The organism is uncultured Porticoccus sp. (assembly GCF_913061305.1).
In the GTDB taxonomy this organism is placed as follows: Bacteria; Pseudomonadota; Gammaproteobacteria; order Pseudomonadales; family Porticoccaceae; genus Porticoccus.
The window spans coordinates 13,249-36,950 of sequence record NZ_CAJXST010000003.1; the positions used below are offsets into that span (position 1 = coordinate 13,249).

Annotated in this window: 19 protein-coding genes; 18 read left to right on the plus strand and 1 reads right to left on the minus strand. The window is 55.0% G+C overall.

Going from position 1 to position 23,702, the window contains the following annotated elements; all coding sequences use genetic code 11:
* Positions 1-56: 56 nt before the first annotated feature.
* From QZ516_RS03870 to QZ516_RS03950, 18 genes are all read left to right on the plus strand, one after another.
* The gene (locus QZ516_RS03870) at positions 57-1,022 is read left to right on the plus strand and encodes a putative zinc-binding metallopeptidase (protein WP_297186482.1); all 966 of its coding nucleotides are present in this window, start codon (positions 57-59) and stop codon (positions 1,020-1,022) included.
* Positions 1,023-1,168: 146 nt separating this feature from the next.
* Positions 1,169-2,269 (plus strand): histone deacetylase, encoded by a 1,101-nt coding sequence (locus QZ516_RS03875; protein WP_297186484.1) that lies wholly within the window; start codon positions 1,169-1,171, stop codon positions 2,267-2,269.
* A 195-nt stretch (positions 2,270-2,464) separates the two neighbouring features.
* A complete protein-coding gene (locus QZ516_RS03880) occupies positions 2,465-2,989 on the plus strand; it encodes a sigma-70 family RNA polymerase sigma factor (protein ID WP_297186487.1) in 525 nt (174 codons plus the stop codon).
* The gene (locus tag QZ516_RS03885; RefSeq protein ID WP_297186489.1) at positions 2,986-3,993 is read left to right on the plus strand and encodes a FecR domain-containing protein; all 1,008 of its coding nucleotides are present in this window, start codon (positions 2,986-2,988) and stop codon (positions 3,991-3,993) included. Before QZ516_RS03880 ends, QZ516_RS03885 begins: the two co-directional genes overlap by 4 nt.
* A gap of 76 nt (positions 3,994-4,069) precedes the next feature.
* Complete coding sequence (locus tag QZ516_RS03890) at positions 4,070-6,499, plus strand: TonB-dependent receptor (RefSeq protein WP_297186492.1); 2,430 nt, start codon at positions 4,070-4,072, stop codon at positions 6,497-6,499.
* A gap of 165 nt (positions 6,500-6,664) precedes the next feature.
* The gene (locus tag QZ516_RS03895; protein ID WP_297186494.1) at positions 6,665-7,180 is read left to right on the plus strand and encodes a sigma-70 family RNA polymerase sigma factor; all 516 of its coding nucleotides are present in this window, start codon (positions 6,665-6,667) and stop codon (positions 7,178-7,180) included.
* Positions 7,180-8,151, plus strand: a complete 972-nt coding sequence (locus QZ516_RS03900) for a FecR domain-containing protein (protein ID WP_297186496.1) — start codon at positions 7,180-7,182, stop codon at positions 8,149-8,151. The genes QZ516_RS03895 and QZ516_RS03900 overlap by 1 nt, the downstream gene beginning before the upstream one ends.
* Before the next feature lie 155 nt (positions 8,152-8,306).
* Entirely contained in the window at positions 8,307-10,742 is a 2,436-nt protein-coding gene (locus QZ516_RS03905; protein WP_297186498.1) for a TonB-dependent siderophore receptor, read from the plus strand.
* Between the two features lie 453 nt (positions 10,743-11,195).
* Positions 11,196-11,705 (plus strand): sigma-70 family RNA polymerase sigma factor, encoded by a 510-nt coding sequence (locus QZ516_RS03910; RefSeq protein ID WP_297186500.1) that lies wholly within the window; start codon positions 11,196-11,198, stop codon positions 11,703-11,705.
* 12 nt (positions 11,706-11,717) lie between these two features.
* The gene (locus QZ516_RS03915) at positions 11,718-12,695 is read left to right on the plus strand and encodes a FecR family protein (RefSeq protein WP_297186503.1); all 978 of its coding nucleotides are present in this window, start codon (positions 11,718-11,720) and stop codon (positions 12,693-12,695) included.
* Between the two features lie 133 nt (positions 12,696-12,828).
* Positions 12,829-15,099, plus strand: coding sequence for a TonB-dependent receptor (locus QZ516_RS03920; protein ID WP_297186507.1), 2,271 nt, complete (start codon positions 12,829-12,831; stop codon positions 15,097-15,099).
* A 205-nt stretch (positions 15,100-15,304) separates the two neighbouring features.
* On the plus strand, positions 15,305-15,562 hold the full coding sequence (locus QZ516_RS03925; protein WP_297186510.1) for a DUF3649 domain-containing protein: 258 nt from the start codon (positions 15,305-15,307) through the stop codon (positions 15,560-15,562).
* The gene (locus tag QZ516_RS03930) at positions 15,559-17,268 is read left to right on the plus strand and encodes a PepSY-associated TM helix domain-containing protein (RefSeq protein ID WP_297186513.1); all 1,710 of its coding nucleotides are present in this window, start codon (positions 15,559-15,561) and stop codon (positions 17,266-17,268) included. The genes QZ516_RS03925 and QZ516_RS03930 overlap by 4 nt, the downstream gene beginning before the upstream one ends.
* An 8-nt stretch (positions 17,269-17,276) precedes the next feature.
* A complete protein-coding gene (locus QZ516_RS12740; RefSeq protein WP_365332992.1) occupies positions 17,277-17,630 on the plus strand; it encodes a DUF3325 domain-containing protein in 354 nt (117 codons plus the stop codon).
* 49 nt (positions 17,631-17,679) lie between these two features.
* Positions 17,680-18,105: a DUF6746 family protein gene (locus tag QZ516_RS03935; RefSeq protein WP_297186516.1), complete on the plus strand. Its 426-nt coding sequence runs from the start codon at positions 17,680-17,682 to the stop codon at positions 18,103-18,105.
* Positions 18,102-19,058, plus strand: coding sequence for a tonB-system energizer ExbB (gene exbB, locus QZ516_RS03940; protein WP_297186519.1), 957 nt, complete (start codon positions 18,102-18,104; stop codon positions 19,056-19,058). Before QZ516_RS03935 ends, exbB begins: the two co-directional genes overlap by 4 nt.
* Positions 19,059-19,061: 3 nt before the next feature.
* On the plus strand, positions 19,062-19,490 hold the full coding sequence (gene exbD, locus QZ516_RS03945; protein ID WP_297186522.1) for a TonB system transport protein ExbD: 429 nt from the start codon (positions 19,062-19,064) through the stop codon (positions 19,488-19,490).
* The gene (locus tag QZ516_RS03950; RefSeq protein WP_297186524.1) at positions 19,487-20,380 is read left to right on the plus strand and encodes an energy transducer TonB; all 894 of its coding nucleotides are present in this window, start codon (positions 19,487-19,489) and stop codon (positions 20,378-20,380) included. The genes exbD and QZ516_RS03950 overlap by 4 nt, the downstream gene beginning before the upstream one ends.
* Before the next feature lie 330 nt (positions 20,381-20,710).
* Here the strand turns inward: QZ516_RS03950 and QZ516_RS03955 are convergent, their stop codons facing one another.
* Entirely contained in the window at positions 20,711-23,644 is a 2,934-nt protein-coding gene (locus QZ516_RS03955; protein ID WP_297186527.1) for an EAL domain-containing protein, read from the minus strand.
* Positions 23,645-23,702: the final 58 nt, after the last annotated feature.

The following is a 23,702-nucleotide window of genomic DNA, read 5'->3' on the forward strand; positions in this document are numbered from 1 at the left end:
ATGGCCCACCATGGCTAATTACATCGGTCACTTACATCTCTTTTGGAGCTTGCTAAATGCGTGTTTTTGCCAATCCAGTTGGTGCCGGCTCTCTCTGGTTCGACAACCTTGCCACAGCCGACGGGACGCCCGTCGCCTACGACCCCCAGGCGCGGGCTTTCCTGCCGATGCCACCATTTTGTGCCAACCGGGACAGAATCGGCTGCAACTGGATAGCACCGGAAGAGGGAGCCTTCTGTCGGTCCTGTACCATGACGGCATTGGCACCTGATCCTTCGATCCCTAATGCCATCCCCAACTGGGCGCAGACCGAGGCGGCCAAGCGGTGGGCATTGGATAATCTGGGACGCTGGCATTGGTTTCGTCCCGAGGATCCGGGGGCACCGCCTGTGTTTCATCTGCTTGCCGAAGGTCCGACTCCAGTTCTGATGGGGCACGTCGAAGGCGTGGTGACCATCAGTGTGGCAGAAGTGGACCCCGTGCTACTCACTACCCGCCGTGAAGCGCTGGAGGAACCCTATCGCACCATGATAGGCCATATGCGCCACGAAATTGCCCACATGCTCTGGTGGCGGCTGAGTCTTCGCGAGGATTTTCTCGATGCATTCCGGGAGATGTTCGGCGATGAGCGGGTGGACTATGTCGGGGCGCTTCAATACCACTACGAAAACGGTCCGCCACCAAACTGGAGACAGCATTACCTGACCAGTTATGCCTCCACGCACCCCCATGAAGATTGGGCGGAAACGGTGGCACACCTGCTGCACCTGACGGACATTGCCGACAGCTTTGTGGCCACCGGTCTGTCATCGCCGCAGATTCCTCACGCTGGCTGGGACCCGTATTCGGAGCCCGATGCCGAGCGGCTGATCCAGATCGCGGCGACGCTTACCGTGGGTGTCAACCACGTCAATCGTTCCATGGGTCTATCGGATCTCTATCCATTCGTGCTGTCGAACCACGCCCGTTACAAGCTGGCATTTGTTCATAACTGGTTGCGGCGGGGTGCCCAGGGCCTTTGAATGTGGCGACCGGGAGCAAGCTCGGGCTTAAGCCCACGGGGATCCGCGCTGCGGCCTTCACGGCAGGTGTGCAGGAGGCCCTGACAAAACGGCGGTGAACTCGTAACCTGTAAACAGGCGGTTTCGAACAGTCAAAGGGGAATTGAGTGATAGGTGATCGCAAAGTAAGTGTCTTTTATGACGAGGTGATGCTGGGTCATGACCCACAGGTGGATCTGCCCTTTATTCCCAGCCGGGTGGAGAAGCGCGTCAGAACCGTCCTGCAGGAACTGAAGTTCAAGTGGAGTTACCCCGAGCACCCCGGGCGGTTGAGTGCTATCAAGACCTATCTTGACGAGAATCCTGTTCCGGGGACTCACTTCACCTCGGGTCCCAGTGCCACCTACGAACAGTTAAGCCGCGTGCATACGACTTCCTACCTGGACCATATTTTCTCACTGGCAGGCGAAAGCGCCTGGCTGGACAGAGATACCACTGCCGTTTCACCCGGCAGCATTGAGGCCGCCACCGCAGCGGCCGGCAACGCCATCGCCGCAGTGGAAAGCGTGATCAACAAGAAATCACAAAGTGCTTTCGCCCTGGTGCGGCCTCCGGGCCACCACGCCGAGCCGGTTCGAGCCAGGGGTTTCTGTCTGCTGAATAATGTTGCGGTGGCGGCGGCTCACGCCCAGGCCAAGCTGGGTTGCGAGCGCATTCTGATCATTGACTGGGATGCGCACCACGGCAATGGCACTCAGGATATATTCTGGGCGGATCCCGATGTGCTGTTTTTCGATACCCATTGCGCCGCACCTTTTTATCCCGGTTCCGGCCATCTTGACGAAGTGGGTGCTGGGCTTGGCGAAGGCTACACGATCAACGTGCCGCTTCCTGAAACCGCCGGTGATATCGCTGTCGAGAAAGCTTTTCGTGAAATCTTGCTTCCGGCCGCCGAGCGCTTTAGACCCGATCTTGTGCTTGTCTCGGCGGGCTTCGATCCGCACCACAATGATATGGCCATGAACCTGACCTATAACGGCTTTAAGGTCCTCACGCGTATCGTTCAGAATATAGCCGACCAATACTGTGATGGCCGGCTCGTGTTTGTGCTGGAAGGCGGCTACAACCTGACATCGCTCTCTCGTGGTGTTCACGCTGTGCTGGAGGTGCTGGCTGGAGGTGATGCACCAGAAATTCTGGAGTGTGGTGTGAAGGAGGTGATGGAAGCGGCGGAATTCCATCGCACGGCATTTATCGACGATGACTAAAAACCGCGCCTGAACAAGCGAGTATAGGGACAGCTTCCCAGATTTAAATTTTCCAACATTTTCTGCTTTTTCAATTTGTAGCAGGTTTCGGTTTCCCACCCATCAGTTGCAGCCATGCCGGCATTTTTATAGAATGCGAATGATTCTCATTAATAGTTTATATGGGGAGTAATTTCCTGATTCTAGGAGCAGCCCGTGCCCGGCATCCAACTGGTATATCAGACCGACATCCACGCCTTATATAGCGAGCATCACGGCTGGCTGAAAGGTTGGCTGCGTGGCCGCCTCGGTAACTTAATGGATGCCGAAGATCTGGTTCAGGACACTTTTGTTCGGGTTATCCATTCGACACAGGACCTCAGCGGCCTGCGGGAACCAAGGCGCTTCCTGGTGACGGTCGCCAGGGGCCTGACTGTGGATCTGTTTCGTCGGCGCAGCCTGGAGCGGCAATATCTGGAGGCCCTGGCTTCCTTACCGGAGCCTCTGTTGCCCTCAGAGGAGGATAGGGCAGTGATGCTGGAAACACTGATGGAGCTGGATGGCATGCTGGCTGGCCTTGGCGCCAGAGTGCGGGAGGCGTTTTTTCTCTCCCAGATAGAGGGACTGACCTATTTGCGTATTGCCGAAACGCTGGGGGTCTCCCTGCGCACAGTGAAAAACTACATGGCCAAAGCCATGGAACACTGCTGCCTGTACCGATTGGAGCAGGGTGGGACGTGAGTGACGCTGCCCTGAATGAATCCGAAACGGCCTTTGGCGAAGCGGTGAAAACAGTTTCTCACGATGAACTGAAGCGGGCTGTCCGGGCTGCGGCCCGCTGGTATGCGGTGCTTCAGTCACCTTCGGTCACGCCTACCGATCACGAGGAATGGCAGGTGTGGTTGCTGCAACATTCCAGTCATCGTCTGGCCTGGCGCGAGGTGGAACAGGTTCAGGCCAGTTTCAGCAGAGTACCGGGCGAGATTGCCTTGCCGGCACTGCGGGATGCGGCTATATCGCGTCGGGAGTTACTGCGTCGCCTGGGGGTTGTGGTGGTGGCAGCTCCCATGGCGACGACGGCCTGGCGGCTCAAGCCCTGGCTGGGGTGGCAGGCAGAGTACACTACCGGGACGGGCGAGCAGCACTCGCTGACCCTGGTCGACGGGGGCAGGCTCATACTTAATACTGCCTCTGCCGTAGACGTTGACTACAGTGCTGATGTCCGTCTGATCCAGCTTTATCGCGGTGAAATTTATATTGAGACCGCGCCGGATAGTCCTACCCAGAATCGCCCTTTTTGGGTGACCACGCCGCACGGCAGTATTCAGGCCCTGGGCACGCGCTTCATTGTCAGTTTCGGTGGTCATCACACCACCGTCACTGTTCTGGAGAAAACCGTGCGGATCAGCCCGACGGCTGGCGGGGAACAACGGGACCTCAAAAGCGGCCAGCAGCTTCGCTTCACCTCCCATTCGCTTGCGCCCACTGTTAGCGCTGACAACCATGCCGGCAGTTGGCTAAACGGCAGCCTGACGGTGGTTGATATGCCCCTGCGAGAACTGCTGGCCGAACTGTCCCGCTACCGCCGGGGCATCCTCTCCTGCAGCGACGATGTTGCCGGACTCAAAATTTCAGGTGCCTTCCCCCTCGACGACACCGACCGTGCCCTGGACGCCATCACTCGCGCCTTTCCTGTGCAGGAGCGGCGCTGGGCGGGATATTGGGTGCGTCTGACCGGCGTATAACGACTTGCCTTTGCACTTTTTGACTTTCTGATTCGGCTTCTGGTTGAACACTCCGTATTCAAACCAAGGACCAACTATGCCAAAGCCAAGCGAATTCACGCGACCTCGTCCGCTGACCCTGGCCGTCGGACTGGCCACCCTGATTATCACTGCCGCGCTCTCCCTGTCCGGCGAAGCCCGTGCAGATCAGCAACCAACAAGCAACGGTCAGGCCAGCAGTGAAAAAATAAAAAAGTTTGATATTCCCGCCGCTCCCCTGAGTCAGGTGCTCAGTCAGTTTGCAGGTGCCGCCAATGTGGCGCTTTCCTTCGACGCAAGACAGTTCAAGAATTTAAATTCACCAGGATTACAGGGCAGCTACACTGTGGAGGCGGGCTTCGCCAATCTTCTGGCCGGCACCGGAGCCACTGCAGTACGCCAGGCGAACGGAGATTATGTGTTGCAGCGCGCCAGGGCAACGACGTTGCCGCCCGTGAAAGTGAGCGCCACGTCGGTAGGTCCCGCAGACACTGGCACGGCTGCCGATGGTTACCGAATCCAGTCCACGAATGTCGGTGTGCTTGGTGACAGATCGCTTCAGGACACACCCTACAGTGTTGAAGTTTACTCACGGGACTTGATGGATAATCTCCAGGCCCGTTCCATTTCCGATGTCACCAAGCTGGACGCTTCGGTCAGTCTGTCATCCGGCGACCTGGTGGCGGAGAACAACACCATTGCCATTCGCGGTGTCGCCCCGGATTTCGATACCGGACAGAAACTTGATGGCATGAATCTGCGTAGCCGCGCCACTGACTTGCCTCTGGAGCATATTGAGAGTGTCGATATTCTCAAAGGCGCGGGCGGGTTTCTGTACGGGTTCGGCGCGCCCGGTGGCATCATCAACTACACTCTCAAGCGACCGACGGACGCCCCCCTTCGCACAGTCAACTTACAGGTGATGGATAACGGGCTGTCGCTTGTGCACGGTGACTTTGGTGGTCGCCTCGGCCAGGAAGATCAGTTCGGCTATCGTGTTAATGCCGTACATGAGTCCGGTGACACCTATATCAACGATGGCGAATCCCGGCGGGACTCAGCCTCCATCGCCCTGGATTGGCAGCTTACTCCGGATGTTGCCTGGCGCGTCGATGCCCTCAAGGCCAGCCATACGCGTTACGGTGGCCAGTCGGCAGTGGTTCCCAATTCGGATGGGCAAGCCAGCAATTTTTCGCCGGCCAAGCCGCCAGATCCCATCGACGGTGATAAACGTCTAGCGCCGGAGTGGGCCAGCTATGGCTCGGTTCATGAAACCTGGGGCACGGATCTCAACTGGCAGTTTGCGGATTACTGGAGTCTGGAGCTGGCCCACCGTCAGTCCGACAGTTACCGTATCTTTCATTTGCCCGGTATCTTTGCCAATGCAGCAGACGACTATTCGGCTTATCTCTACAATTACAATAACCATTTCGAAAGCGAACAATCGCAGCTGATGCTCACCGGAGAACTCACCACGGGTTTCATCCTCCACAACCTGGTTATTGGTGCCTCCCATACCGAGACGGTATCGTCCAACAGTGGACCGTTGAACCGTTTTGTGGGCCTGGGGTCGGGCAATCTCGACAACCCCGAGGAGTTCCTTCGCCCCTTTGGCCGCTTGTCCAGGGGAGATGCGGATATCTCGGAGTACTCTCGTATCAAGCGCCGCGAATGGTTTCTGTCCGATACCCTGCATATCGGCGCACAGTGGGACCTGATCATCGGTCTGCGTCACGGCAACCTCAAGGAAGAATACGGTGACTACGATGAGAGTGAGATCACCCCAACCCTGGCAATTGTGCATCGACCAGTGGACTGGGTGTCGCTCTATGCCAGCTATGTCGAGGCACTGGAGCAGGGTGCAATAGCACCGGAGACAGCAGCCAACGGGGGAACAGTGTTTGAGCCCCTGGTTAGCGAGCAGTACGAAGTGGGCATAAAGATGAACGCCGAACGTTGGACAGCGAATGCGTCCCTGTTTCAGTTGCGCAGGGGACTCACTTACACCGGCCCAGACAATGTGTTCAAGCAGGATGGTGAAGCTCGCTTTGAGGGCCTGGAAGTGTCGACCAAGGCCCGCATTGGCGATCGTTGGCTGCTTGCGGCGAGCGCCTTGTGGCTGGATGCACTCAACAAAAAAACCGCGGATGCGAATCTTGAAGGTGAAAAAATCCAGGGGGTCGCCCGCGAGCAGTTCAGGCTCTACGGAGAATTCTCAGTTCCAAAGTTACCACTGGTGTTGAGCGCTGGTGCCCAATACGTGGGCAAGCGACCGATCGACCCGATTGGCCAATGGCACGTCGATTCCATAACCCTGTTCGATCTCGGCGCACGGTACGAAGCCACGTTTATAGGCCGGCCGGTCACCCTTCGTCTGAATATCGACAATATCACTAACGAGTCATACTGGCTTACGTCTACGGGCAGCACCTCGCTGGCTCAGGGAGCACCAAGAACCCTGAAGCTGGGTGTGGAAATTGCCCTTTAGTCTGGTTAGCGGCGGGGAGAGAAGACCTCGGTGTGTCTGCGTACCCGTCGCTGGAAAGGATATTGCCAATCAGCGGTTGCACCCCTGTCGGGATTTACCTAGAATGCGAATGATTCTCATTAATATTTTGTAAAGGGAATTACTTTCTGATTCTAGGAGCATTTCGTGCCTGGCGGCGAGCTGACTCAACAAGTCCAAATCCATACCCTGTACAGCGACCATCATGGTTGGCTGCGTGGCTGGCTGGGCAAGAAGCTCGGCTGTACCGAACGAGCCGCGGACCTGATGCATGATACCTTCCTGCGTCTGCTGACCCAGGACAAACTGCAGAACCTCCAGCAGCCCCGTGCCTACCTGTTAACCATTGCTCGGCGGGTGCTGGTGGATCATTGGCGGCGCGAGCAGGTGGAGCGGGCCTATCTGGAAGCGCTGGCGCAGCTACCGGAGCAGTATGCCCCCGGGCCAGAAGAGAAGTACCTGATACTGGAAATCCTGCTGGATATTGATCACCGTCTGGCCGGCTTGCCAGTGGTGGTCAAGCACGCCTTTCTTCACGCCCAGTTGGGTGGTCTGAAACAACAGCAGATCGCCGACGAGCTGGGTGTCTCCTTAAGTACAGTGAAGCGCTACCTGACGCAGGCCTACACCCAATGCTATTTCGCATTGGAGGCGGGTGGTTGATGATGCCGGAATCCCCTGCCGTCCCGGATGTGCCACCCGCAGTGGCCCGGCGCGCTGTAGCGTGGATTCTGGCGGTGCAGAGCAGTGATGACCCCAATAGAACGGCAGCTGAGCTGGAGGACTGGTGCGCCCGCCATCCCGATCATCAGCGGGCCTGGCAGCATATCGAACAACTCAATCAGCGTTTTGGCCTTTTGGCCGAGCCGGGTAGGGCAGCAGTGGCCCAACATGCCCTTGATGCTGCCGGACTGTCCCGCCGCCATGCCCTCAAGGCTTTGTCTGCCCTGCTGGTCGTTGGTGCTACCGGTTATGGGGCAAATGAGGGTGGCCTGCTCAACCATTGGCGGGCCGATTACCACACTGTGACTGGCGAGCAGCGCAGATTGACCTTGGCCGATGGCACGGAAATCACTCTCAACAGTGGTAGCGCTATTCGGGTGGGGAACAGTGGCGTAGAGCAGCGCGTCCATCTTCTGGAAGGCGAAATTCACGTTGCCACTGGTCAACGACATTCTGTTCCCCTGTTCATCGAAGTGGAGCAGGGCACTGTCCAGGCCGTGGGTGCCCGGTTTGCCCTGCGGCAACTGGGTAAGCAATGTCGGTTGGCGGTCTACCAGGGGCAGGTCGAATTGCGTCCACGGCAGTCGGTGGGCAGCTGCCTGCTTAATCCCGGTGACAGTACGCTATTTACCCAAACCGGCTGGGCGCCATTGCGTCCGGTCAAAACTGACGAAGCCGCCTGGACCGAGGGTGTAATCGTGGTCCGTGCCATGCCTCTGGGGAAGTTTATCGAGGAACTTGGCCGCTACCGCCCCGGTATTCTGAGGGTCGATCCAAGGGTGGCGGAACTGACCGTCTCCGGCACCTATCCTGTCACAGAAACCGACACGGTGCTGCAAAGCCTGGCGGGCGCATTGCCGATACAACTGCGCAGTGTGACCCGCTACTGGGTGACACTGGCTCCGGCTTGAGTCGTCGACAGCCTGCCGAGGTTGTACCCACCAATACATCCCGTCCGAATATTGGAAAATCATAAAAAGTCTGAGCTGTTTGCTGCACTCATCCGACTTCAAGGGTAGGTACCAATATTAATTGGCGATATTCAACCCTTGAAAAGGAACCCACAATGCCATTACGTAACGCGCTCCCTGCTAACGGTTGCAGAGGTTTTAGGCTGTTTGCACTCGCACTGGCTATCGTCCTCCCGCTGACCTTGCCCGCCATCGGCTATGCTCAACCCGCGTCTCCGCAAGCGCAGCAAAAGCAGGAATACCAGATTCCCGCCGGCACCCTGGAGCAGGCTCTAAACGCCCTGGGCCGCCAGGCTGGGATTGTTTTGATGTTTTCCAGTGAATTGGTCAGTGGCAAGAGCAGCAATGGCCTGAATGGGCATTTTGCGCCAGGTCAGGCGTTGGAGCATTTACTCAGTGGAAGCGGCCTGGTGGCAACGCCGCAAAGTGGTGGGGGGTACAGCATTGCCCTTGAGCGACAGGGGGTGACGACCCTGCCGTCGGTAAAGGTGAGTGCTGATAGTATTGGCAATACCACGGAAGGTACTAATTCCTACACTACCAGATCGATGAATACCGCAACTCGCTTGGGATTATCTATTCGTGAAACGCCACAATCAGTATCTGTTGTTTCGAGGCAGATGATTGATGATATGCAGCTGGAGTCACTGACCGATGTAGTCGATACCGTAACGGGTATCTCTTCAACAAATCAGGATAGTTCTAGAAATAGTTTTTCAGCCCGTGGGTTTAATATTAATCATTACCAGATTGATGGCGTACCAACAAGTTGGCAAAGTGGTTGGTCCGCGGGAGAATCGCAAATAGACACGGTGATTTATGATCGTATTGAAGTAGTGCGTGGTGCCAGTGGTTTGATTTCCGGGGCAGGTAATCCTTCGGCGGCGATTAATTTGATACGTAAAAAGGCCGATAGCAAAGAATTTACCGGGCATGCCTCTATCAGTGCAGGAAGTTGGGATCGCTATCAGGGTACGGTGGATATTTCGATGCCTTTAAACGAGGCAGGAACCGTACGCGGTCGAGTGGTTGGTAGCTATTTAGATGAGCGCTCTTTTATCGACTTGCTGGAAAATGAAAAAAAAGTGTTTTATGGCACATTAGCCGCCGATCTTACTGATAACACCTTGATGAACATTGGCATCAGCGAGCAGCAAAACAAACCAACTGGCTCAACTTGGGGTGGTTTACCTGCCTGGTTTAGTGATGGGAGTAGAACGGATTGGTCCCGTTCAAAAACAAAAGCTACTGATTGGGCGGAGTGGAGTTCAACCCAAACCAATTACTTTGCCAATGTTGAGCATATTTTTGATTCCGGACTAAAACTTTATGCTGGCTATTCTAAAACGAAAAATGAAGCCGCTGAACGACTGTTATGGCTAAGGGGGTTTCCTGATCGTACAACGGGACTGGGAATGACAACTGGCGGTCCTGCTGGGTACGATGTTGATAGTGAGCAGAACGATATTGATATCTATGGCACATTACCATTTGATTTTGCAGGTCAAAGTCATGAGTTAACGGTCGGTCTTTTACATAGTAAGCGGGACTTTGTTACAGAGCGACTTACTCTTTTGAGCGCTGTTGCACCAATAGGCAATTTTTATGAATGGGATGGTTCTTATCCTAAGCCTGAGTGGGGCGGAAAAACTATCAACACTAGAGAAAAAACCAAACAGGTTGGTGGTTATGCCGTAGCAAGGATATCGTTGGCAGATTCGTTGAAGTTGATCTTGGGTAGTCGCATCACTAATTGGGAAATGCGGGGCATGAAATCAAATGGTGAGCAATTTAATATTGACCATCATCAAGTGGTCACGCCTTATGCTGGTTTGATCTATGACATCAATGATGTGTATTCGGCTTATGTCAGTTATACCGATATCTTTAACCCCCAAGATGCTCAGGATAGAAATGGTAACTATCTGGAACCATTGGAAGGTAAAAACTATGAGACTGGCATTAAGGCCGAATATCTACAAGGTCGAGTCAATGCCATGTTCTCAGTATTTCGTATTGAACAGGATAATCTTGCTCAGGGCGATGTCGGATTTTTTGTTCCAGGTACCACGACTCAAGCTTCATACGCTGCGGAAGGTACCACCAGTAAAGGCTTTGAAGTAGAAGTATCAGGTGCTATGACTGATAACTGGAATCTGTTAGTGGGTTGGTCGCAGTTTCAGGCTGAGGATGTTGATGGTACAGCGGTCAATACCAATTATCCGCGCCGTACCGCGACGTTATTCACAACTTATCACTTGAATCAATTAACATTGGGTGGCGGGGTGAACTGGGAGAGCTCAAATTACACATGGGCGACCAATCCTCTTAGCCAAACCGAAAAGTTAAAGCAAGAAAGTTACACGCTTGTAAGACTGATGACCAAATATCAGGTAACACCAGTATTAAGCGCACAGCTGAATATTAATAACCTGTTTGATAAAAAATATTACATCAATAACGGTTTTTACAGTCAGGTAGCCTATGGCACACCACGTAATATAAACCTGATGTTAAAATATGACTTCTAATTGACCCGGAATACCAGTCAAGAAACAAAACAGACACTAATTTTTACGAAAAAATGGGGGCGTATTTATTTTCCTAAGGGGTCAACGAATACCCCCCAATTTCTTATTCTGCCTGTACGTCCAAATCTTCTCATTTGCTGTTAGCTCGGAACGTTGAGGTGACGGGGGCGGCGCCATGACCATCTAGTCGGTCGAGTCTTTGTGAAGTACCTCGGGTAGGCGAGTTGCTTGAATTCCCGTATCTACACAATCCACACAATCCACACAATCCACACAATCCACACAATCCACACAATCCACACAGGCGTGCCAGGGGAGAGGAGGTATCCGTGCTATAGCGGTGAACTCTTTTGATCTTCGCGAATTTGCCTTTGTTTGCCCCTTGCCATAGAATGCGAATAATTCTCATTAACTCTTGTATGTAGACTTATTTCGTAATACAAGGAGCATCCCGTGCCCGGCACCGAGCTGGCTCAACAAACCCAAATCCATATCCTGTACAGCGACCATCATGGTTGGCTGCAGGGGTGGCTGCGCCGCAAGTTGGGCAACCACTGTGATGCGGCGGATATTGCCCAGGATACCTTCATGCGACTGCTTGGCGGCCGCCGGGATGCCGCACGGTTAGGGGAGGAGCCCCGTGCGCTGCTGACGCATATTGCCCGCTGCCTGGTGATAGACCATTGGCGGCGGCAGGATGTAGAACGGGCTTATCTGGAGACTATCGCCCATCTGCCGGAGCCAGAGGCGCCATCTCCAGAAACTCGCTGGCTGGTGCTGGAAACGCTCTACCGCATCGAGGCGATGCTGCGGGGGCTGCCCCGGCTCACCCGGCAAATTTTCCTGTTGGCCCAGCTGGATGGTATGAAGTATCGGCAGATTGCCGATCAGATGGATATTTCATTGCCCACCGTCAAGCGGCATATGCGCAAGGCATTTTTGGCCTGCTTGAGTTTGGAGTAACAGGATAAAGCCATGCCTGAATTAGCACATCCGTTCCCTCTATGCCGTATTGAGCCCGCCGTCCTGGAGGAGGCCGCGGACTGGTTGACGTTGCTGCGCTCCGGGGACGCTACGGACGAGGATCGATCAAGCCTGGAACATTGGCGTTGCCAGAGTGACATGCATCTGGCCGCGTGGCAGCGAGCGGAGTCAGTGATGGGGGCCTTCGGTCAGGTATCTGCTCCCGTAGCTCGGGGCACTCTTTCCCAGCTGGAGAACGCGGGTCGGCGTCGGGCGCTGAAAGCCTTCGCACTGGTACTCATGGTAGCTCCTGTCACTTGGGTCGCTTATCGGCAACAGCCCTGGCGGGAATGGCAAGCCGACCTGCAGACCGCCACTGGCGAGCAGCAGTCCCTTGACCTGGCGGACGGCACCCGACTGGTGCTGAATACCTCGACCGTGGTGGATGTGTCCTTCACTGACAATGTGCGCAGCCTTGCCCTGTTGCAGGGGGAAATCCTGATTACTACTGGTAAGGATCCTGCCCCGGTTGCCCGCCCGTTCCTGGTTCGTACTGGGCAGGGGCAATTGCGGGCTCTGGGTACCCGCTTTGCCGTACACCAATCGGATGGCCAGACTCGTCTTTCGGTGTATGAGGGCGCTGTGGAGATTGTCCCTTACGATGCCATTGGCAAAGTTGTGGTGGTGGCAGGGGAGCAGCGCCTGTTCTCTAGCACCCGGATTTATCCCCCGGAACGTGCTGTAGATAACGCCGAGCTTTGGGAACAGGGCATGCTACTGGCCAGAGAGATGCATTTGGGCGAACTGGTGCGTGAGCTCGGCCGCTACCGCCGCGGTGTGCTGCGCTGTGCCCCGGCAGTCGCCAGCCTCCAGGTTTCCGGGGCTTTTCCGGTCAACGACACCGATGCCAGCCTGACTCTTTTGCAGCAAACCCTGCCGGTGCAGGTGAGCCGCATTACACCCTGGTGGGTGACGCTGAAAGCCAGATAAAGCAATGAGTCATGGATACCTGGCTGGCGGGCTGTAATCATTTTTTTCAACAAGTGGTGATACCTTTTTAAATCCAGTCCGGTGTACCTGTCAGATACCTTTATTTCAAATCAATACATCGACAGGAACACCCATGAAGACAAAGCAGAGCCAGCAATCCAACGACAAGTCGACGCCCTATTCAAAGGCAGTCACTCCCAGGCCCAGGTTAATCGTCCTGGCTCTGGCCTTTGCCCTTGCGGGCGCCACCTCCTTTATTTCCTTTGTGCCACACGCCGCCCAGGCACAGGAAACGGTTGCAGAACGCAGCTATTCCATTTCGGCGGGCAAGCTCAGTGATGTGCTGGCCCGGTTTGCGGCGGCGGCGGGGGTGCCCCTGTCCTTTGATCCGCAATTACTGGAAGGCATGCAAAGTGATGGGCTGGAAGGCCTCTATACCGTACAGGAAGGGTTCTCGATCCTGCTGGCCAACAGCGGCTGTCAATTGGTGAGTACGGGTGCTGGAGGCTATTCGCTGCGCAGGATTTCCGGTGACATTACCTCGTTACCCGCCGTCAAAATCAGCGCCTCATCCATTGCCAGTGCCCAAAGCACGGTGGGCTATGGCCGTGACGAGATTGAGGCACTGCAACCTCAGGATTTGAAGGACCTGTTTCGCAGGGAATCTGCCGTCTCCGTCGGTGGCTCTATTCCTATCAACCAGAAGGTCTATGTGCGAGGCGTGGAAGAGACTGCCATGTTAGTGACAGTGGATGGTGCCCGGCAGAACAACAAGGTCTTTCACCATAATGCTACCAACCTGATTGACCCAGCCCTCCTCAAGGCTGTTCGTGCCTCGGCTGGGGTCGCGGCGGCTGATGACGGGCCAGGCGCTTTGGGTGGCAGCCTGGTTTACGAGACCGTGGATGTGGTGGATGTGCTAGACCCTGGCCGCTCCCTGGGTGGTTTTGTTAATAGCCGATATGCCTCCAATGGCGACCAGGTGACAACTGCCGGATCGCTCTATGGGCGCAGCGGTGGCTTTGAATTTTTGGGCTATCTCAACCATACCGACGGTAATGATTATGAAAATGGCGATGGCGATACGGTGCGTCATACTGCGCCGGGCCTGCTCAGCGGCCTGGGGAAGATAGCCTACGAAAACGGGCAAGTCGGTCGCTTTGAGCTATCCCACGAGTATGTCAACGACGAGGCCGACCGACCCTACCGAGCGAATTTTGTCGGACTTAGCGCTGGTCGTCCGGTACCAGAATCCCGTGTTTACGACCTGACCCGGCGCAACACCAGTTTTAACTACAGCCGGGAAACAGGCTCGGGTTACTGGAACCCCAGCGTCACTATTGCCAAGAGTGAAACCGAGCTGGATACACGGGAAAAGCCACTGAGTGATCCTACCCAGACCATTGTCTACACCGGCATAACTGAGAGTGTTTCTGCCACCGCGAAGAATACTCTGCACGCAGGTTTTGCCGATATTACGGCGGGCCTGGACTACTACGACGACAGTGCCGTATTCCAATTTTCCGGCGATCCGGATCTGGAAGAACAGGCGGAAAACATGGGCGCTTTTATTCAGTTCCGCCAACCGTTAGGCGATAAGGTCAATCTTTCCTACGGTTTGCGCTATGACCGCCAGGATTTTACCGGCACGGATGATTCCAGCCACGACGATTCGGGCGTGAGCGGCAACCTGTTCGGGGAAGTCCGTCTGAATGACTACATTACCCTGAACGCCGGCTACGCCGAAGTTTGGGGTGGTGCTGCGCTGGCGGAGAATTTTATCCTCAACGGCGCCTGGAATTACACGGGTCTGAAAGCCGTTGAAGCCAGCAACCATACCCTGGGCATACGCGGACAGTTCAATGGTTTTGTGGCCGAGGCCAACAGCTATCGCACCCGTATCGACAACGGGCGCACCCCGTCCTGGGGCGGTGGCGCGGAGCTGGTGGCGGACTTCGATATCGAAGGCTACGACCTGTCCTTCGGCTATATCGGCAGCCGGGGTGAGATCAACCTGAAATACGCCAATATTGACTCAGAAAAAGATGGCGAACCTGCCACTTCCTACGACGGAAACTACTTTACTGTGCCCCTGGGGGAGCTGATTACGGTCAGCGGGGTACTGGACTTCCCTGCTTTTCGGCTGTCCCTGGGCCTGAACGCGGAAGTGGCGCTGGACAACGATGACATCGAGAGCAGCGGTGCCAAGCAGGAAGGTTATACCGTGGTCAATCTATACGCCGATTATGCCCTGTTGGAACATCTGTCCCTGCGTTTTGCCGTGGACAACCTAACCGATGATGACTACACAGACCGTGCCAGCTATGGACAGGAATTCACCACCGTAAAGCCTCTGCTGGAGCCGGGCCGTTCATTTGTCGTTAGCGCCCGGTACAGCTTCTGATTTCAGGCTTATTGGTGCAAGTGTAGCCAACATGGGATTGCCCCTTTTTTTATTTTCATCCGTCTTTATAGGTAGAAGGGAAAAAAAGGGCGATATGCCCGGCAGGGATGCCGTTTTTCGCTACCCCGGGTGCCTGCGCCAGGGGTGGTTTTATGTCTGCGGTAATAGATAAGGTAACTGAATAATGGGATTAACGGGGAGGCGCTTGGCATCTCTGGTGGCGGCCGCTCTCGTCGGGGGCTACGCGCTGGCCACGGCGGTGGGGATTTTCCTCGGCGGCATCTTGCCCATGTCCCGGGGTGAAGCGGCGCTGGTTGGCAATCTGCTCAGCTTTGCTGTCTATGCCGGTGCGGTGATCTGGACATTTGTGGTACGTCGCCCCGTCAAGGTCTGGTTGGGTCTGATGATACCCGCCTGTACGTTGGTGACTGGCGGACTGTTACTGACGGGTCGGGCGGGATGACGCGTACTTCCGTGGGCAAGGGTCTCGGCGGCTCTCCAAAAGCTGACGGCTCCTCAAAAGCTGACGGCTCTCTAAAAGCTGATGGCTCCCCAGCAGGTGGTTTCCGTCAGGCCATGTCGTGGTTGCATACCTGGGTGGGACTCACGCTCGGGTGGGTGCTGTTCTTTATCTTCCTGACCGGTACTGTCGGCTATTTCGATACGGAGATCGACCGCTGGATGCAACCGGAATTGCCCCAGGCGCAAACCGGTCTGAATAGCACCGACACCGCACAGGTCCTGCTCGATCGCCTGCGAGTCGAGGCCCCCGGGGCGGATCGCTGGTTTTTGACACTGCCCGCTGGCCGCCATCAGCCATACCCGGGTATCTTCTGGCAGGGAGCGTCAACAAAGGCGGGCGCCAGCGCCGCCAGTGGCGAGCTACAGGTGAATGGCAACACCGGTGAACCCTTTTCTGCCCGGGACACCGGCGGTGGGCAATTGCTTTATCAGATGCACTGGCGTCTGCATTATCTCTCGCGCACCCAGGCGGACATTATCGTCGGCTTTGCCACGATGTTCATGCTGGTGGCCCTGATCACCGGGATTATTATTCACAAAAAGATATTCAGGGATCTCTTCACTTTCCGGCCCGGCAAGGGCCAGCGCTCCTGGCTGGATGCCCACAATGTGTTGAGCGTGGTGGCTTTGCCCTTTCACCTGATGATTACATACTCCGGCCTTATTTTTATGGGCTTTTCCTATATGCCCTTGATTGTGGCTGCCCATTACGGAGTGGATGACGAGGCCCGGCAACAGTTCATTTCTGAGGTGTTTGACCCTCCCGGATTGGTGGACTCAGCCAGAGAACCTGCGCCCCTGGTCCCCTTGGGCCACTTGATTGCAGCGGCAGAAGACCGCTGGGGCGAGAACCGGGTTCGCAGTATCGATATCCGTCATCCCGGCGATAGCAACGCCCGGATAATTTTCTACGAGAATATCGAACGACGTGTGGCCAGCGGCGGCGAGCGCCTGATATTTGACGGTGTGAGCGGCGAGCTATTGCATCAGGTGCCACCGGCGACATCGGCCGCAAAGGGTGCCCGGGATCTGTTTGTCGGTCTGCACGAGGGACTATTTGCTCCGCCAGTGCTGCGCTGGCTGTTTTTTTTCTCCGGATTACTGGGCAGCGGCATGATCGCCACCGGCCTGGTGCTGTGGGCAGTCAAGCGGCGTCAACGGATGGAGAAGAAGCATAGCTTGCCCCATCTCGGACTGCGACTGGTGGAAAAGCTCAACGTGGGCACTGTGGTGGGATTACCCATCGGTATTGCTGCCTATTTCTGGGCTAATCGTCTTTTACCTGTGGCGTCAGTGGGTCGTGCCGACTGGGAGGTACACCTCATGTTTTTGGCCTGGCTGATGGTACTCATCCATGCCGCGTGCCGTCCCAACCATCGCGCCTGGGTGGAGCAGCTGGCCATAGCCGGACTCGCTTTTGGCTTGCTTCCGTTGCTCAACCTGCTCACTACAGACCGTGGCCTTTGGCATAGCCTGGTGGCCAACGACTGGGTATTCGTGGGGTTTGACCTGACGGTGCTGATTGTTGGTCTGATGCTTGGCTGGACCGCATGGCGGGTCTGGCAGAAACGCTCGCTAATAGATACGGGGGAGATTTCCATAAAACAGGGGAGATCAGCGCAAGAGCTTCCAGGTGGGCAGTCGTAATGGTGTCGATGTTATCAAGCTTGACAGAATGGGTGTTGGGCTTTGGCGGCATGGGATCCCTGTGTCTATCCATGAAGTCTCATGCCATGAAGTCTCATGCCCGACAGATCGGTAACCTGAATTACCGGATATGGCGGCCGGGTCAGAAGTGGATGGGGTGGTCATTATTGGCGCTTTCAATAGCCATCGTGGTTAGTGCCCGGGGCTGGGGCCCTGGCCTGGTTTCATTTTTTGGCATGCTGTCAGCAGTAACCTTGCTGGTCATCGCTCTAATTACCTATCGACCTCGCTGGCTTGTTCCTGCGTCATTAGCCTGCGTTGCCGTGGGCCCAATATTGACAGGTTTTTATGTGCTGTTTTAACGCTTTTTCATTCAATTTTTATTCCTTTTTATTCAACAGGAGAATCACCATGATCGTGAAAAATTTGCCCGTATTTATTGTGGGAATGTTATTTATCCTCGGTCCTTTTGGGTCGGCACTGGCCTCGGAAAGGCCAGATCACTTCCGGGGGAAACCTGCCGAAACACTGGAGGCTGCACTCACTAACTTTACGGAATATAACAAGGAACTCGCGGCTATCCTGAAGAAGGAGGAGATAACGTCCAGGGATATGGCCCAGATACACGAGCTGACCTACACCCTGGAAAATGCCTTGAACAAAATTCGGTCAGACCTTGATGGGTTGGCGGAGACACTGGAGAAAGTACATGTCGCCTCTGAGCGAGCTGCAACAGATATCGCGAGAATCAAAGGCAGTGCTTATCTGAATTTGGCAGATAAAATTATTCGCGACCCCTCTGTCCCCTCACAGGAAATCAAAGGGAACGGCCCATGATTTTTCGTGGTTGGATGCGGCAGGGTTTTGCCCTGGTCTGCCTGTTGTGTTCCCTTGCAGCCACGGCACAGCTCGCGAAACCGGTGGAGTCGCAACCTGGCGAAGCCAGGCTCGTTGTCAGTGAAGCGGACGGTGTTTTGTCTGCCGATGTGGTTAGGTATGGCGAGGTGGCAGAAGGGCTGTCCGTGGTACCAAAAGGCACTGAAACTACCAATACCCCGGATATTGCGATACAGAGAAAATCAGGTGTGGCCGTGTTGCCCAGCGACCTGAGCGCCTGGGGCATGTTTATGCAGGCGGACTGGGTAGTTAAAGCTGTGATGATTGGCTTGGCTCTGGCCTCCATCGCTACCTGGACGGTGCTGGTGGCCAAGACGCGTGAGCTGCGTGTGCTGGTGAAACGGCAGCGCCAAACCTTGTTGGTTGTGTCTGAGGCGGAGAGTCTGAAGTCTGCTCACGAAAAACTTGTTGAAGGCAAAGGCAGCACCGAGCTCATCAGTGCTGCTACCAAAGAGCTCCATCTGTCCGCTGGCCACCTGGCGGATGCGGAAGGGGTGAAGGAGCGCGTCGCGTCCAACCTGGAACGTCTGGAAGCCGCCAGTGGCCGAAAGATTACCCGGGGCACCAGCATTCTTGCCACGATCGGTGCCACCGCACCCTTCGTGGGACTGTTCGGTACTGTTTGGGGAATCATGAACAGTTTCATCGGTATCTCCAAGGCTCAGACCACCAACTTGGCCGTCGTCGCGCCCGGTATTGCCGAGGCACTGCTGGCTACGGCACTGGGGTTGGTCGCCGCTATCCCCGCTGTAGTGATCTACAACCACTTTGCTCGTCAGATTGCTGCCTATAAGGCAATGGTTGGGGATACCTCCGCCGCGATTCTGCGGCTGGTGTCCCGTGATCTCAGCCGTCATTCAGTGGCCGGTCTGAAAGCAGTGGAGGAGGGCTGATCCATGGGCGCCAAAATCCAACACGACGACGAACTGGTGGAAAACCATGAAATTAATGTGACGCCTTTTATCGATGTGATGCTGGTGCTGTTGATTATCTTCATGGTGGCAGCGCCTCTGGCTACCGTGGATGTGAACGTGGATCTGCCCGCTTCTACCGCCGAGGCTCAACCTAAGCCCGATAGCCCTCTGTACCTGACTATCAAGGCGGATAACAGCCTTGCACTGGGCAACGATGATGTGACGTTGGAGAAACTGTCCGCTGCACTGGAAACTGCGTCGAATGGCGACACAGGGCAACGAATCTTCCTCCGCGCCGACAAGTCCGTGGAGTACGAGACACTGATGCAGGCCATGAACCGGTTGAGGGAAGCCGGCTACCTGAAAGTGGCACTGGTCGGATTGGAAGGCGTGGCGGGAGCTGGGCAGTGAAAGGCAACCTCGCGCGCAAACCTCGGCTGGTACTGGTCGAGGAGGCCGGAAGACTGAGTCCGCCGGATGTCGCGGTCCTCGCTCCCGAACTTGACAGTCAGCCGGCCCAGCCAGAGAAGGATGCTTTTCGCTGGTTAACGTCTCTACTGATTGTCTTGATCATTTATGGTGCCCCCTTGGCCTGGTGGCTGATTCCGGAAGAATTATCCGGTCCCAATACGCCGCCGCCCGCTGCCATGGTGGTGGAGCTGGCCCCTGTGCCCGTTGCACCCCCCACACCGGCAGAGCAGGCGCCTGGTCCGGAGCTGGCCGAAGCGACACCGCCTGAACCTGAACCGCAACCCGAGCCACTGCCGGAACCGGAAATCCCGCCTGCCCCGCCGGTGGTTAAACCGGAGGTGCCGGTAAAGCCTGTGCCTGAGTCAAAACCTGAAATACAAGAAACGCCAATAGAGCCGTCACCTCCAGAAGAACCGGAAGAGGCACCACCCGAAGAGAAACCATCCAGCACCGCCAGTGCAGTACCCGACGCGCCTCGTGAGGACCCGGAAGCTGCTGCGCCAAATCAGGGCGTGTCTGTACCCGCCGTTAACTCGAATGCCATTCCCACCTGGCAGAACAGCCTGATGCTGAAGCTTAACGAGGCCAAGCGCTACCCGGCTCGAGCCCGCCGTTACAGACAGGAAGGCATCGCTTATCTACGCTTTACCATGGATCGTGAGGGCAAGGTGCTGGCGAAAAGTATCGAACAAAGTGCAGGGTATCCGTTGCTGGATGAGGAAACACTGGCACTGATCGACCGCGCTCAACCCCTACCCAAACCGCCAGCGGAAATGCAGGGTGAAGCGCTGGAATTTGTGGTTCCGGTCGAATTCTTTTTGAGTAGATAGTGTCCTGAGTGGTGCTCGAGAAGCCGATATTCGCCATTTTCATCTCATTGAGCGCACGATAACAGGCCTGTATAAAGGGTTTTGGCCCGAGGAAATATACTGCGATGGCAGGCTCGTGCTGGAAAGGCGACTACAACCTGGAATCTCTCTCGTGGTGTTCGCGCTGAGCTGAAAGTGCTGGCTGGAGGGTGATGTACCAGTAGACAAGTAGGGTCAGGTTAGATAAGTAGGGTCAGGTTAAACCTATCCCAGTTTCTTGTTAGCCTGATAAGTAGGGTCAGGTTAAACCTATCCCAGTTTCTTGTTAGCCTTGTTTTTCAGTATTCGGCATTATTCCACCCAAATGGATTCGTGGAGCCACTCTTCAACCGCAGTTACAGGCATGGGTTTGGCTATGAAATATCCTTGGGCGGTATCGCAGCCCAGCTTTTTAAGCTCGGTCCATATTTCCTCAGTTTCAACACCTTCAGCAACCACAGACAAGTTCAACTCATGGGCAAGTGCTATGGTGGAGTGCACGATGATGCCGGCGTCCGCATCTTTTAGCATATCCATCACAAAGGATTTGTCGATTTTGATGGCATCGAAGGGTAGTTTTTTAAGTGATGCCAGGGAGGAGAAACCTGTGCCAAAATCGTCGATATAAAGCGCGATGCCCATAGCACGGAGTCTGGTCAGTTGCAGCAGGGCGTTTTCTGGGTCTGTCATAATGGCATTTTCAGTGATTTCAATTTCTAACAGGTCCGGTGCCAGTTGATAGTGTGCTACCGTTTCTTCGATAAACCCGATTAATTCATTATCGTGAAGATCCTGAGGAGAGAGGTTAACCGCCACTGGCAAGTGAATGTCCAGCTGAGCCCAGCTGGATAGTTGACCGAGCACCCTTTCCAGAGCCCAGCGGCTGAGCCTGTGGATCATTCCTGTATTTTCAGCAACTTTGATAAACACATCCGGGGAAATCATGCCATTGTCAGGATGGTTCCATCTGGCCAGTGCCTCGAAGCCAAGGATGCGGTTGGAGTTCATGCAGATTTTGGGCTGGTAGAAAAGCTCCAGTTTTTCGTGCTCCAACGCGTGATGGAGCTTGCCGGCAAGTCCCAGTAAGTACTTTCTATCTTTGTCTTCCCTGGTTGAATAAAGAGCGTAGTCATCCTTATTGTCCCTGGCCAGTTGCAGGGCGACCCCCGCCTGCTGTATCAGTTCGGCCGCCGTTAGTCCATGCTCTGGATAGAGAACAATGCCGGCTCTGGCACAGATGGTCAATGTTAATCCATCCAGCAGATGGCGCCGCCCATTGATTGCAGCAATAATTTCCTCTGTTCGAGCCTCTGCTTCCTGAGCGCCTGCGTTGGGGATGAATACGGCAATTTCATCAATTTGCAGGCGAGCCATTTTCTCGTCTGCAGATAACATCTGACTGATTTCGGCCGCTGCCTTTTTGAGTATCTGGTTGCCAATCTTGAATCCCAGGGAAACGTTAATATCTCGCAGTCGGTCAAGGCCGATATTGACTAAAGCCAGTCGGGGATTTTCGCTATGCGAACTTTCAATGTAGGTTGTCAGCCAGGCATCAAGCTGTCTGTAATTGGGTAAATCAGTGAGGGGGTCGTGATAAGCCAGGTGGTGGATACGCTGTTCCGCTTCTTCCTTTTTGATACGTGTACGCAGTGTTTGAATACCAAATGCCAGATCCTGGGACATTTCCTCCAGAATGGCCTGTTCCCTTGTGTCAAAGGCCTCTTTTTTCTCGGAATAAATGGTGAATACACCGATCACCTGGCTATTTACCACGAGTGGCAGCGAGATACTGGAGTGAAGGCCGAGCTGCTGGAAAAATTCCATCCACAGACTGTCAGTTGGGTGGTCCTGCAACTTTCTGGCGACGACAGCTTTTGCGCTTCTGATACTGAGCCCGGCGGATGTTCTGCCTGCTATGGTTTCGTCCCAGGAGAGCGGTAATTCTTGAGGAAAGTTAGTGATCAATCCCGTCTGAGCCATAGGGAGAATAGTCTTGTCCTTTTGGGCATATCCGACCCAGGCGAGCCGATAACCGCCAATGTCCACGGCGGTATGGCACATTTCTTCAAGTAGCTTCTGTTCATCAATAGCTCTGAGCAATGTGCGGTTGCCGGCACTCAGGGTCTGCAAAGCACGGTTTGTCTGCAGTAGTTCCGTGTCCTGCTGTTCAATCTTGTGGTATCTCTCTTCCAGTGAGTCCGCCATGCCATCAAAGCTATTGGCCAGCTGGGCCATTTCCCTTACCGGGGAGTTAAGCCCGACACGGGCTTTAAGGTTGCCGCTGCTGAGCTCGCGGCTTGCAGACGTCAGTGATTCGATGGGGCTAAGGATGAGGCGTTTTGCCCAAAACCAGGCAAAGCCTGCCGCCAGAAATGAGATGATCAGAAGCCCGATGATTTGCCTGATGAAGAGTGCGTTGGTTACGCCATAGGCGACATCGTCAGATATGCTGACGATAACGCGGGATGATTCACCGTACCAGTCCAGCATACGTGCTGATGCGAATAAGCGAACATCGCCGTCGGCATCGGTGAAATCTCCCGTCGATTCCTCTGTCCCGGATAAGGGGGGTAAATTGTAACCTCGGCCAAAGGGTTTGCCGGTCAAACCATCGTCAGGATACCGGGCCAGGATAGTGCCATCTCCAGCAACAATTGTGGTGATGGTGTCTTTGGGCAGCGGTATCCTCGACAGGCTTTGACTCACCCAGCCAAGATCCAGGGCTGCGAAGATGACAGCCTCAATATTGCCAGATTTATCTAGCAATGGATAACCGGCATTGAGGCTGCTGCGTCCAGTGATCAGTCCAATTTGGTATTCGCCTACGGCGAATCCATGGCTATCCAGTGTGCGTTGGAAATATTTTCGCTTATTGAGTCTGACACCTTCACGGAAAGGGAGGGCACTACACAATACCCTGCCATCGAGAGCAATCACGCCGATATTGGCATACTGGGTATAGTTCAGTCGGGTTTCGGCGAGTGCTTGATCACAGGAATATCCACCTGCAGTCAACTTTTCGCCTGCGAATTTTTCCAATAGCATCAGTAACTGGCGGGTGCTTTCTATATGTTGAGCCTGATTGATCGCGATGTGCCTTGCCAGGTGGAGGGCGGTCATCTGGGTTTGTTGGGTTTTCAGGGCTCTGGCAGTAACGGCGTTGTATGTTGCCAGGCCTGACAACAAGAGAATTACTGCTACTAAAGGCAACAATAGTCGAGTCTTTATGCTTCCTAATAATTTCATTTATAGAGATTCCATGCTCTGGTTGCATACTGCTACGTCGAACGGACTACTGTTCGTT

Coding starts and splice junctions, on each gene's coding strand:
- QZ516_RS03870 (WP_297186482.1), top strand. CDS start 57: ATGCGTGTTTTTGCCAATCCAGTTGGTGCCGGCTCTCTCTGGTTCGAC.
- QZ516_RS03890 (WP_297186492.1), top strand. CDS start 4,070: ATGCCAAAGCCAAGCGAATTCACGCGACCTCGTCCGCTGACCCTGGCC.
- QZ516_RS03900 (WP_297186496.1), top strand. CDS start 7,180: ATGATGCCGGAATCCCCTGCCGTCCCGGATGTGCCACCCGCAGTGGCC.
- QZ516_RS03905 (WP_297186498.1), top strand. CDS start 8,307: ATGCCATTACGTAACGCGCTCCCTGCTAACGGTTGCAGAGGTTTTAGG.
- QZ516_RS03915 (WP_297186503.1), top strand. CDS start 11,718: ATGCCTGAATTAGCACATCCGTTCCCTCTATGCCGTATTGAGCCCGCC.
- QZ516_RS03920 (WP_297186507.1), top strand. CDS start 12,829: ATGAAGACAAAGCAGAGCCAGCAATCCAACGACAAGTCGACGCCCTAT.
- QZ516_RS03930 (WP_297186513.1), top strand. CDS start 15,559: ATGACGCGTACTTCCGTGGGCAAGGGTCTCGGCGGCTCTCCAAAAGCT.
- QZ516_RS12740 (WP_365332992.1), top strand. CDS start 17,277: ATGTTATCAAGCTTGACAGAATGGGTGTTGGGCTTTGGCGGCATGGGA.
- QZ516_RS03935 (WP_297186516.1), top strand. CDS start 17,680: ATGATCGTGAAAAATTTGCCCGTATTTATTGTGGGAATGTTATTTATC.
- exbB (WP_297186519.1), top strand. CDS start 18,102: ATGATTTTTCGTGGTTGGATGCGGCAGGGTTTTGCCCTGGTCTGCCTG.
- exbD (WP_297186522.1), top strand. CDS start 19,062: ATGGGCGCCAAAATCCAACACGACGACGAACTGGTGGAAAACCATGAA.
- QZ516_RS03955 (WP_297186527.1), bottom strand. CDS start 23,644: ATGAAATTATTAGGAAGCATAAAGACTCGACTATTGTTGCCTTTAGTA.